This is a genomic window from Pontibacter ummariensis (assembly GCF_900188175.1).
Classification (GTDB): domain Bacteria; phylum Bacteroidota; class Bacteroidia; order Cytophagales; family Hymenobacteraceae; genus Pontibacter; species Pontibacter ummariensis.
Map to the genome: position 1 here is coordinate 14,122 of NZ_FZOQ01000015.1, position 11,712 is coordinate 25,833.

The 11,712-nt window shown below is 52.5% G+C and carries 11 protein-coding genes; 3 read left to right on the forward strand and 8 right to left on the reverse strand.

The genetic code is table 11. The features are described from left to right. Window positions 1-8: 8 nt before the first annotated feature. The 4 genes from CHB92_RS15910 to CHB92_RS15925 all read right to left on the reverse strand — a co-directional run bounded on the left by CHB92_RS15910 (window position 9) and on the right by CHB92_RS15925 (window position 3,021). Window positions 9-635: a low molecular weight phosphatase family protein gene (locus CHB92_RS15910; protein WP_089320226.1), complete on the reverse strand. Its 627-nt coding sequence runs from the start codon at window positions 633-635 to the stop codon at window positions 9-11. Continuing rightward, window positions 632-1,711: an ACR3 family arsenite efflux transporter gene (gene arsB, locus CHB92_RS15915; RefSeq protein WP_089320227.1), complete on the reverse strand. Its 1,080-nt coding sequence runs from the start codon at window positions 1,709-1,711 to the stop codon at window positions 632-634. Before arsB ends, CHB92_RS15910 begins: the two co-directional genes overlap by 4 nt. 79 nt (window positions 1,712-1,790) lie before the next feature. Then, on the reverse strand, window positions 1,791-2,636 hold the full coding sequence (locus tag CHB92_RS15920) for an arsenite methyltransferase (protein WP_089320228.1): 846 nt from the start codon (window positions 2,634-2,636) through the stop codon (window positions 1,791-1,793). A gap of 52 nt (window positions 2,637-2,688) precedes the next feature. Next, window positions 2,689-3,021, reverse strand: a complete 333-nt coding sequence (locus CHB92_RS15925; protein ID WP_089320229.1) for an ArsR/SmtB family transcription factor — start codon at window positions 3,019-3,021, stop codon at window positions 2,689-2,691. A gap of 228 nt (window positions 3,022-3,249) precedes the next feature. On the opposite strand from CHB92_RS15925, the gene CHB92_RS15930 reads away from it, so the two are divergent. The 3 genes from CHB92_RS15930 to CHB92_RS15940 all read left to right on the forward strand — a co-directional run bounded on the left by CHB92_RS15930 (window position 3,250) and on the right by CHB92_RS15940 (window position 6,402). Continuing rightward, the gene (locus tag CHB92_RS15930; protein WP_089320230.1) at window positions 3,250-4,338 is read left to right on the forward strand and encodes a PAS domain-containing sensor histidine kinase; all 1,089 of its coding nucleotides are present in this window, start codon (window positions 3,250-3,252) and stop codon (window positions 4,336-4,338) included. A gap of 127 nt (window positions 4,339-4,465) precedes the next feature. Continuing rightward, entirely contained in the window at window positions 4,466-4,831 is a 366-nt protein-coding gene (locus CHB92_RS15935; RefSeq protein ID WP_089320231.1) for a hypothetical protein, read from the forward strand. 119 nt (window positions 4,832-4,950) lie between these two features. Then, window positions 4,951-6,402 carry an NAD-dependent succinate-semialdehyde dehydrogenase gene (locus CHB92_RS15940; protein ID WP_089320232.1) on the forward strand — a complete coding sequence of 484 codons (1,452 nt, stop codon included), beginning with the start codon at window positions 4,951-4,953 and terminating at the stop codon, window positions 6,400-6,402. Window positions 6,403-6,482: 80 nt separating this feature from the next. Here the strand turns inward: CHB92_RS15940 and CHB92_RS15945 are convergent, their stop codons facing one another. The 4 genes from CHB92_RS15945 to CHB92_RS15960 form a co-directional block, all read right to left on the reverse strand. After that, entirely contained in the window at window positions 6,483-6,722 is a 240-nt protein-coding gene (locus CHB92_RS15945) for a hypothetical protein (protein ID WP_089320233.1), read from the reverse strand. A 599-nt stretch (window positions 6,723-7,321) separates the two neighbouring features. After that, entirely contained in the window at window positions 7,322-10,072 is a 2,751-nt protein-coding gene (locus tag CHB92_RS15950) for a cation-transporting P-type ATPase (RefSeq protein WP_089320234.1), read from the reverse strand. An 84-nt stretch (window positions 10,073-10,156) separates the two neighbouring features. After that, on the reverse strand, window positions 10,157-10,927 hold the full coding sequence (locus CHB92_RS15955; RefSeq protein ID WP_089320235.1) for a glucose 1-dehydrogenase: 771 nt from the start codon (window positions 10,925-10,927) through the stop codon (window positions 10,157-10,159). 204 nt (window positions 10,928-11,131) lie between these two features. Next, window positions 11,132-11,536 carry a hypothetical protein gene (locus CHB92_RS15960; RefSeq protein ID WP_089320236.1) on the reverse strand — a complete coding sequence of 135 codons (405 nt, stop codon included), beginning with the start codon at window positions 11,534-11,536 and terminating at the stop codon, window positions 11,132-11,134. Window positions 11,537-11,712 lie beyond the last annotated feature (176 nt).

Genomic DNA, 11,712 nt, shown 5'->3' on the forward strand with positions numbered 1-11,712 from the left:
GCAAAGGACTACTCCTGGCGGCCTGCTTTAAAGACATAGAGCATTTCGCGGCCAATCTGCCGGGCCCGCTCCAGGTACTTTGCCGCTTCCTCGGGCGTGCCATCAAAGTTTTTGGGGTCTTCATAGGTAATAGCTATTCTGCGCTCGGCCCCCTCCACAAAAGGGCAGTTGCCGTCGGCATCAGAGCAGGTCATGATGGCGCAGAATTCCCTTTGTGGATTGGCCGTATCATCGAAGCGCTTTGACCAGGTAACCACAGGCGCAGTGTCTGCTGCATAGCTTACCTCGTAGTGGGGATTATTGTCCTCCCGCTGGGCAGAAACAGCAAAGCCTAGTTCCTGCATGGCCTTTACAGCCCTTGGGTTAAAGGCCGTAGCCTCTGTGCCACCAGAAAAGGTATGCACGTCCGGCACTTCATAGTAGGCTGCGGCTGCCTGAGCCCAGAGCTGGGCCATGTGGCTCCGACGGGAGTTGTGGGTACAAATGTAGACCAGCTGTACAGGCTCACTTTTCGTTACTTTCTCCCTTACATAATCCGAGAGTTGGCGCAAGAGCTCTTTTCGCTCGTTAGTGATGGCGACAAATTCTTCTTCCAGGCCTTGCGCCGTTTTGTTCAGGGGGTCTAGTAATCTCATGCTGCTTTTTTTAAGGCTTGTTTGATATATAGTTTTCTTCTTAGCCAAAAGGCAACGTTAACGAGGGCTATCAGGGCAGGTACTTCTACCAGGGGCCCCACCACCCCGGCAAAGGCCTGGCCGGAATTTAAGCCGAACACGGCAATAGCCACCGCAATGGCTAGCTCAAAGTTATTGCCCGCCGCTGTAAAGGCCACAGAGGCATTCTCTTCATAATTGGCCCCCATAACCTTCCCCAGCAGGAAGCTCGCCAGAAACATAAACGCAAAATAAATCACCAGCGGCACGGCAATGCGGAGTACGTCGAACGGAATTTCTACAAGCAGCTCCCCTTTCAGGCTAAACATCACGACGATCGTAAAAAGGAGGGCAATCAGGGTAAGCGGAGAAATAAGGGGGACAAACGTTGTCTCATACCAGTCCTTCCCTTTTAAAGGCAGCAGTATTGCCCTGCTCAGCAAGCCGGCCAGGAAAGGAATGCCCAGGTAAATGGCAACACTCTCCGCAACTGTTCCAATCGATATGTCTACGACGGCCCCCTCAAAGCCAAAGAGTGGAGGTAGCTTGGTAATGAACAGCCAGGCCAGGAGGCTGTACAGAAACACTTGGAACACACTGTTCAGCGCGACCAGCCCTGCCGCGTATTCCCGGCTTCCATCTGCCAGATCGTTCCAGACCAGCACCATGGCAATACAGCGGGCAAGGCCGATGAGGATAAGGCCGGTCATGTACTCGGGGTAATCGCGCAGAAAGGTAAGGGCCAGGACGAACATCAGCAGGGGACCTATGAGCCAGTTCAGCACCAGGGACAAACCAATGACTTTCAGATTACCGAATACTTTGGGCAGCAGCCGGTAGTTCACCTTCGCCAGCGGCGGGTACATCATTAAGATTAACCCGATGGCAATGGGCAGGTTGGTAGTACCACTGGAAAGGGAGTTCAGGTAAGTGGCGCTTTCTGGCAGGAAATAGCCCAGGGCCACACCCACAAGCATCGCCAGGAAGATCCAAAGGGTAAGGTAACGGTCCAGAAAGCCAAGCTGCTTTCTGTTATGCGCAGGGGCATAGTGTTCCATAAAAGGGAAGAAAACTTAAGCTCCGCCACCCGCTTTTACAGCAGGTGGCGGAGTATGGTAAAAGTTAATAAGAACAGTTTTAGCAGCAACCAGCTCCTGGTTGGCAACAGGCAGAATCAGCAGGCTTAGCGCCATACACCGTGATGCTGTAAATGCCGGTGTTGCTGGCACGGAATGCCTTGATACCCTCCTCACTCAGGTAGTCTTTCAGAATCTCGTCCGGCACCTGTATCGCCTTCTCTTTTTGGACCACCACATGCTCGAAGCCAGTGTTTCGGATAAGCTGCAGGTAGTCCTCCTTCTGGATGGCACCAGATACGCAGCCGGCATACATTTCACTCGCCTTCACCAGTCCTTCCGGCAGTTCCCCTACCAATACGACATCGGATATACTGAAATGGCCTCCAGGCTTTAGTACACGAAAGGTCTCGGCAAAGGCTTTCTGTTTGTCCGGCACCAGGTTCAGCACACAGTTACTGATCACCACGTCCGCCCGGTTAGCGGCTATCGGCAGGTCCTCGATCTCTCCCTGGCGGAACTCTACATTGTTAAAGCCAAGTTTATCGGCATTCACGCGAGCCTTCGCGATCATCGCCTCCGTCATGTCTACGCCGATGACTTTGCCTTCTTCGCCTACCAGGGCCCGGGCCACAAAGCAGTCGTTGCCGGCACCAGAGCCCAGGTCGATCACGGTGTCACCTTTCTTTATCTGGGCAAACTCCGTCGGTACGCCACAGCCCAGGCCCAGGTCAGCATCCGGGTTATAACCCTGCAAGTCAGAGTAGTTATCGGCAAAGATGGCATAGTCTACCGTTCCGCACCCCGTAGCCCCGCAGCAGGAGGCCTCGTTTTGGTCTTTGCTCTGGAGGGCGATTTCGCCGTACTTCTCCTTCACCAGTTTTTTTAGTTCTTCTGCGTTGTTCATAGTTTTAGGATTTATATTATCGGTATTTTGCGATTAATTGGTGTAAAAAATTTTAACAGCAGCTGGTGCCACACGGGGTGTAGTCGGCAAACAGCACCTGCAAGAGCTGCTGGGCTTCCTTCCACACTTTCTCATCAATGCAATAGCATACCTTCTTGCCTTCCACGTCTCCTTTGATCAGGCCCGCCTCTTTCAGTTCCTTCAGGTGCTGCGACACGGTGGACTGCGACAGGGGCAACTCCTCTACAATATCCCCGCAGATACAGGACCTGCGCTCCAGCAGGATGCGCAGAATGGCAATCCGGGCAGGATGTGCCAGCGCCTTGGCATATTTGGCAATGATAACGTCTGCCTGTGTAAACGCCTCTGTTTTAGATACTCCCATACTTGACCTTATGATCGTAAATTTACGATTATAATTTAAAAAACAAGGCCTGCCGGAAATGTTTTTTTATTTCTCTCCAGGAAGGCCGTTCAGGAAGCAAAAGATACCGGCGAGGCCTGCGTTCCCCACCCACCTGTTCCAACTAAGCCCAAACAGAAACGTAGGTAAACCTAAGCAAAGCGGCGCCCTTTCTTTTAGCGCCTTCAAAAATTTAAACCTTTTAGATGCATGCCATATTCCAACCCAGACGCTGATAGCTTGCAGTTTTTAGCCAACCACACAGAGCAGGCCATCTTTGTCCTTGATGCAGCATCCCTACATTTCACCTATCTGAATCCTGCCTTTTTAAATGCCCTCAAACTAAATCAGGACAGTGGCCTGGCCTTCGACGCAGTGCTGAACATGATACACGAAGAAGACCAGCAGTATGTGCAGGAGGCCTACCAGCAGTTGTTGGAGGGGCAAGAACTAAAAGAACTGGAGTTTCGTGTAGATTTGCCCGAACATGGCGAGCGGTGGATGTGCCTCCGGCCCTTTTTAAAGCAGGGAGAGGCAGGCAGGCAGCAGGTTGTGGGTTATGTGGAGGACGTGACGGCAGCCAGGCAATACAACGATTACTTAAAGAAGTTTGCGAACAAAAAAGACTCTGTGCTTCATGTTCTGGGCCACGACCTGGCAGGTCCCCTTGGTATTATCCAAAGTTTATCCGGCGTGATGGCCGATGAGTTAAAAGCAAACAAAAGTGAAGAACTGGAGAAGCTAATAGGATTGATTGGCAAGACCAGTGCACATGCCGTTAAGCTAATCAAGAGCTTTATTAACCATGAGTTTCTGGCAACTACCGGCGTGGACACCATCAAGCGGAGGGTCAACATTGTAAAGCGGTTTGAAGAAATTATAGACCAGTACAGGTACTCTGCCGAGGAAATAGACAAGACTTTCGAGTTCTATGCCTCCAGCGATAAGATCTATGCCCTCCTGGATGACGTGAAATTCATGCAAGCCGTCAATAACCTTATCTCCAACGCTGTGAAGTTTACACCGGCAGGCGGTATTATACAGGTAGGCTTGGAAGAACAGGAACGGACAGTGCTGGTAAAAGTGGCGGACAACGGTATAGGCATACCCCAAAGATACCATCAGGTACTCTATGACACCTTCACACAAGCCCGCAGGCCCGGCCTAAAGGGGGAACCGACTACGGGCCTGGGCATGTCCATTGTCAAAACCATCGTGGAGTGGCACAAGGGGCAAGTCTGGTTTAAAAGCGAGGAGGGCGAGGGGACTACCTTTTATATCGAGATTCCCAAGTACTAGTACCCCGGCTCAAGGCTACGCCGTGTTCTAACGGTTCTAACACAGCAACGCATGCTTGCTATACTTTCTCCTGAGGCAACCCTACCCGGGGCCTGCCGTTGCATTTTCTACAGACACACAACATGACATGAAAAACAAACTGATCGGGCCTGATGCCCACGGAATCGTAGACTATACCTACACGGCGCTACAAGTACTTGGCCCACGTTTATTTAACCTAAAAGGACCTGCCAGGCCGCTGTGCTATGGCTTTGCCGGTTCACAACTACTGCTCAACATTTTGACAGACTACCGGCTGGGTGTAAAGCGCCTGGTGCCCTTTCGGGTGCATGGCGACCTGGAAAGCCCGGTAATACCCGCCCTGCTCTTACTGCCCTGGGCGACGGGTGCCCTGGAGCAACGCAAGGCACGCATCTTTTTCTTCTCCCTGTTTGGTATCTCCCTGGCTACCTACCTCCTGACGGATTACAAGGCCAACGAAAGGGAGAAGTAGCCTTAGTCACCCCATCCCCCATTCACGTAAAGGCCTCGTCCTTTATACTATGCAGAAAGAGAAGAACAGATTAACCCTATATTTGAGTGAACTGACGAAAGGAACATGAGCCGGAACAAATGGAAAAGCTAACCTTGATTCGAACAGACGCCTACGTGAACGGAGCCTGGGCAAAGGCCACGAGCGGCAAAACCTTTGAAGTAACAAACCCTGCTACCGGCGAAGTAATCAACGCAGTGGCCGACATGAGCCGGGATGATGTACGCCAAGCCATAGATGCCGCAGATGCCGCATGGCCCTCCTACCGCGATATGACGGCCAAGGAGCGCTCGGCCATCCTGCGGAAGTGGTTTAACCTGATGATGGAGCACAAAGAAGAGCTGGCCCACATCATGACGATCGAGTCCGGCAAGGTCATGACCGAAAGCCTGGGAGAGGTAAACTATGGCGCCTCCTTTATCGAATGGTTTGCCGAGGAAGCCAAGCGTGCCTACGGCGATGTGATCCCCCCGCATACAAAAGACAGACGCTTAGTGGTCATCAAACAATCAGTCGGGGTGGCCGCCGCTATTACGCCCTGGAATTTCCCACTGGCTATGATCACCCGCAAAGTCGGTCCGGCTTTAGCTGCGGGGAGCCCTGTCGTGGTGAAGCCGCCTTCGGAAACGCCCCTCACGGCCCTTGCCCTCTCCGAACTGGCCGAAAGAGCCGGCTTCCCCCCTGGCGTGTACAATACCGTGCCTTCTACAGAAAGCAGCGAAGTGGGAAAGGAGCTTTGTGAGAACCCCAAAGTACGCAAGCTTTCTTTCACAGGGTCTACCCCGGTAGGCAAGATCCTGATGGCCCAGTGTGCCTCTACCCTAAAGAAACTCTCGCTGGAGCTCGGCGGCAATGCTCCTTTTATCGTGTTTGAGGATGCCGATATCGATGCCGCCGTAAAAGGCGCTATCGTATCGAAGTTTCGTCATAATGGCCAGACCTGCGTCTGCGTGAACCGCATCCTGGTACAGGACAAAGTATACGACGAGTTTGTGGAGAAATTCTCCCGCGCCGTAAGCGAACTGAAGATAGGCAACGGGCTGGACAAGCGCGTGGACTTAGGCCCGCTGATCAGCGAGAAAGCGATCCGCAAGGTAAAGGAACACGTGGAGGATGCCGTATCGAAAGGGGCTACCGTCACGCACGGGGGGGAGCAGATGGAAGGTCTGTTTTACAAACCGACCGTACTCGCCAATGCCACAGAAGACATGATCATTGCCAAGGAGGAAGTCTTCGGGCCTGTTGCTCCTGTCTTCCGCTTCAGCACGGAAGAGGAGGCCATACGCATGGCCAACGATACCGTATACGGCCTTGCCTCCTACTTCTACAGCAAAGATGTCAACCGCTGCTGGCGTGTGGCAGAGGCCCTGGAATACGGCATGGTGGGCATCAACGAAGGACTGATCTCTACAGAAGTGGCACCTTTTGGCGGTGTGAAGGAGTCCGGCTTTGGCAGGGAGGGCTCCAAGTACGGCATGGACTACTTCATGGAAATCAAGTACATGTGCTTTGGCGGCGTTATGAAGCCATAAAAGCCGAGAAAGTAATGAAAAGCAAACAGCCGCTCCATTCATTAGAGCGGCTGTTTGCTTTTTAAGAAGAATAAAGCTTTTTACTTAATCCAGTTCTTGCGCTGGCTGAAATGGTTACAGCCAAAATCGGCCCCTGTAATCATTTCAAACTGCTTCGGCTTTTCATCTGAAGGTCCATTATGTACCAGTGGCAGCACATAAGCTGGCTCCAGGGCATGCTGGCCGGTTAACTCATCACACACGCCGAAGTTATTGTTCTGCAGTTGTACTTTATTCTGATCTTGCTCCCAATGGGTGCAGTGATTGCATGTCGCTTCCATATTCTAAAAAGTTTAATTCAACATAAACGGTTCTAATAGAATATACTGGCCAACCCGGGGATCAGGTTTAGGTCATCGCCTGGCTTTCGTGTAATTTAGGATGATTCTAAACACAGCATGCCCTACGACTCCGCCCTGTTTCCTGATACTCCCATTTACCAAAACTGGCAAAGCCCGCTGAAAGCACAAGTTCCCGTTACAGGATAGCCCGGACAAAACGGTCTGAGCTACACCATTCTTTACTATAAGTTTAGCATCGTCTTCTACGCCATGTAGCTTATACCCACCCCTACCCCTCCGAGGAGGGGATTTTGCCTGCAAGTACTTCCTTTTTCTGGCGCAAGCTTTCAGACTTGTGTCTAGTAATGTCGTTGCGTTTGCAAACGATTAGCTCAGAGCCATAAGAACCTGAGTTGGGCAGTTACTGCGATCTCACTTCAATTCAGATATGCTTTTGAACGACACGTCCCTACTAAAGAAGGAGTTTTGCCTGATGCGCGATAACCAACTCCTACGGACAGTATATCCAAGAAAAAAGCGGCTCTGATGTAGTTATATCGGAGCCGCTTTCGCTTATAAAACATCTGTCAAATTGCCAGTTAAACCTTCTTGTTCCTGTTGCTCCTGTAGCGGATGTTCTTTTCGATGGTCACGATCAGGAAGAGGACAAGGCCAGCGCCGAAGATCCGGAGTACCTGCATCAGTTCCAAGGGGCTGGAGTTAAACAGGGTGTTCATGAAGGGCACGTAGATGAACAAGGCCTGGAAGCCTAGCATGGCACCGATGCCGTAGAAGACCCACATATTAGAGAAGAAGCCAATCTGTTGCATTGGTCTTACCAAAGAGCGGCAGTTTAACAGGTAGAAACACTCCAGCACCACCAGTACGGTTGTGGCTACCGTCTGCGCCTCCGCTACACTCGCCCCTTGTTGGCGCTCGTAAACATACAGGCCAAAAGCGGCAATCAGCATCAGGACGCCTACCAGCAGGGTGCGCATGATCAGGTCATGCGTTAAAATGGGCTCTCCGGCAGGGCGCGGCGGCCGGCTCATAATACCAGGCTCTTTCGGCTCGAAAGCAAGCGTAAGCCCCAGCAGCACGGCTGTCGTCATGTTCACCCACAGGATTTGCACGGGCTGTACGGGTAATTGGGTGCCCAGCATAACAGCCATCAGGATCAAAAGGCCCTCTCCCAGGTTGGTTGGCAGCGTCCAGACAATGAACTTGGTCAGGTTGTCGAATACGCCCCGGCCCTCTTCTACGGCCCCTTCTATCGAGGAGAAGTTATCGTCGGTCAGCACCATATCGGAGGCTCCTTTGGCCACATCGGTCCCTGTTATGCCCATAGCGATGCCGATGTTTGCCTGCTTCAGGGCAGGGCCATCATTTACCCCATCGCCTGTCATGGCCACTACTTTATCGCGTGCCTGCAGGGCCTTTACAAGGCGCAGTTTCTGGTCCGGCGACACGCGGGCAAAGACAGAAGTGCGCGCTGCCACCTCCTCCAGTTCCCTGTCGTTCAGTTGCTGCAATTCTTTGCCTGTCAGGGCAAGCAGCTTGCCGTTCTGCTGCTGTCCGCCCAGGCCGATCTGACTGGCGATGGCAGCGGCTGTGATGGCATGGTCACCGGTAATCATTTTCACCTCGATGCCTGCCTGCTGGCACAGCTTTACGGCCTCTACTGCCTCCTGGCGCGGCGGGTCGATCATGCCCTGCAGGCCCAGAAAAACAAGGCCGCTGGTTATGTCCTGATGCCCTATCCCGGACATAACCGCAGGCGCTTCCGCCATGGCAAAAGCCAGCACCCGCAACCCTTCGCTTGCCATCGCCTCCACCTGTTTCTCCACTTCCTCCTTGTTCAGCAGGCTCAGTTTTCCATCTGGCTGCAGGACCTTGGAACTGCGCTCCAGCACAGCCTCTACAGAACCCTTCAGGTAAATCATCCGCTGGTCGCCACCGTGCAGGGTAGCCATGTACTGGTACTCCGATTCAAAAGGAATAGCATCAATGCGCGGTTGCTCCTGCTCCAGTCTTGCCCTGTCGAAGCCTGCTTTATGAGCCGACACAAGCAAAGCACCTTCTGTCGGGTCGCCCTCGATGATCCACTTCCCTTCCTTCTCTACCAGGGCGCTGTCGTTGCAGAGGGACCCTGCTTTCAGACACAGCTCCAGGGCTTTGTTAGGGCTTAGGTATAGCTTTTGCGCTTCCTCCTGCACTTCACCTTCCGGCCGGTAGCCAAGGCCGGTTACCTTATAAGCCTTGTCCCCTGCTACTATGCGCTGCACGGTCATCTGGTTTTCAGTCAGGGTACCTGTTTTGTCCGAGCAGATCACGTTGGTGCTACCCAGTGTCTCTACCGCCACCAGTTGGCGGATGATGGCCCGGCGCGCCGCCATCTTCGACACCCCCAGGGCCAGCATGATGGTCACCGCCACAGGCAGCCCTTCCGGAATGGCCCCCACCGCCAGGGCCACGGCCACCATAAAGGTATCGCCCGCGCTCTCGCCACGCAGCAGCCCTACCACAAAAACGATCAGCGAGAGCCCCAGGATCACCCAGAGCAGCAAATGGCTGAAGGCCTTTATTTTCTTTGTAAGGGGCGTCTCCAACTCCTGTGCGCCGTCGATCGACTGCTGTATCTTGCCTACCTCCGTACGGTCTCCGGTGGCCACCACTACCCCCTTGCCCTGCCCGTAGGTCACCACCGTGGAAGAGAAGCCCATGCACAGCCGGTCGCCCAACACGTGATCGGCCGCCACGGGCAGCACATTTTTTTCTACCGCCACAGACTCCCCAGTCAGGGCTGATTCGTCCACTTGCATGTCCCGCTCCTGCACCAGGCGCACGTCAGCCGGAAACTTGTCTCCCGATTGGACGTGTACGATATCGCCCGGCACCAGCTCCTGGGCATCGATGTTCTGTTTTTTCCCGTTGCGGATCACCTGTGCCCGGGATGTCATGCTTTTAGACAGGGCGTCGATGGCCTCCAGTGCTTTGGACTCCTGCACAAAACCAATAATGGCGTTCACAAACACCACGGCAAAGATCACAGCCGCATCCGTATACTCTCCCAGGAATATTGTCACCACGGTGGAGGCCAACAGGATGTAGATCAGGGGCTGGTGAAATTGCAGCATAAACCGCACAAAAGCACTTTGCTGCTCCTTCGGTGTCATGCTGTTGCGGCCATACAAAGCCTGCCGTTGCGCCACCTCCTCCTCGCTCAGCCCCCTGTGAGGCGATACCTGCAGAAGTTCCAGGGCCTCTTCGGCCTCCAGACTGTGCCATGAGCGCTGCTCCTTTCCCTGTGTAGGCTCCCGGCTTACCTTTTTTTCCAATACGGCGTTCATGATCTGATTTTTTTAAGATAGGAATAAGCGCCGCCTGCCCGCTACAGGACATGTGAGGGCAGGCGGCGGATGATGTGTTTTTTGCTACTGCGCCAGGTAGGCACCGTCTACAGCGTAATAAGCTCCTGTTACAAAAGAGGCTTTGGCAGAGCTTAGCCAGATCACCAGTTCAGCTACTTCTTCTGATTCTCCGAGCCTGCCGATCGGGTGGACTTTTGCCAACTGCTGCTGTACCTCTTCGTTCAGACCGGCATTGGTTAACAAAGGCGTTTTGATAAAGGCAGGTCCTACAGCGTTTATTCTTATTCCTTTGGCCGAATACTCCAGGGCGCCGTTTTTGGTAAGCCCCACCACACCGTGCTTGGCAGCCACGTAAGCGGCAGAGTTTGCAAAGCCTACCTGCCCCAGGATGGAAGAGTTATTCACGATGGCCCCGCCCCCGTTCTGCAGCATTTGCTGTACCTGGTACTTCATGCAGTAAAACACGCTGCTCAGGTTTACGGCAATCACTTTGTTCCAGCCTTCGATACTCATGTCGCCCACCGGGTTGGCCTCTCCGCCAATGCCGGCATTATTAAAGGCAATATCAAGGCGACCGTACTGCGCGATTGTCTTTTTTACCAGGTTTTCGCAATCATTCGGCTTCGCCACATCTGCCTTCACAAAAAGGGCCTCCCCCCCATTGTCCCTGATCTCCTCTACTACCCGGCTTCCTCCCGCCTCATCTATGTCGGATACCACTACGCTTGCCCCCTCCTGGGCATACTGCAGCGCTGCTGCCATACCGATACCGGATGACGCCCCTGTTACCAGCGCTACTTTACCTGTAAATTGTTTTTCTGTGTTCGTTGCCATGTTCTGAAGTCTAATTGTAGGATTAGTTGATTTAACTGCTACAAAAATCAGCACCTGCCCTTAGCTTTTAAATGACTTCGATCATGTTAAAATATGCTTGATATCAACCTCTTAGCGGTCTTAAAAAGCAAAAAGCTGCCCCAATGTATTGGAGCAGCTTTTTGCCTCATGGCCTGAGGAGGACTTCCCAGTAAGGGTAAGTCCTTATCCTACATAGGAATCCTTCTGAATCTTTACCTGCTGTTGCGAGGACGCACTTACCTTTGCCGGGGTCAGCACCATCAAAAACTTAACCTTGTCCTTCGTTTTAGCCTCCAGCACCTCCAAAGCAGTTCTGATGCTGTCTGTAGCATGCTGCTTTGCATAGTCCATGTTAGGGTAATGGTAATTCTGGTACTGTTTGGTGTCTGCCGCAACAAAGCTTCTGGCATAAATGATCACCTCACTCTCCCGCATGTGTGCTGCTTCATTCAGGTAGTTTACTTTAAAACCGCTTCCGCATAATTCTTCTGAGGCAGCAAAGGCCGACTCAAAATCCGGGAAACCGGCCAATAAATAACCTGTTCTCAGGTCCACGAATTGAAACTCCTTTTTAAGTGTGTCTTTCATAATATTAATAGTAGTACTTCAGGTGCAGTTGAGCTTGCCTCAACTTAAGGTCTGTTAATTAATTAACGTGTTTAAAGCCTTCTTCTTATTTTTTCTGGCTCCTATACTATAGCATACAACAAAGGTAGCACTTTGGTGCCACTTAACCCCATAATTAGTAATTAATTTATACTTTA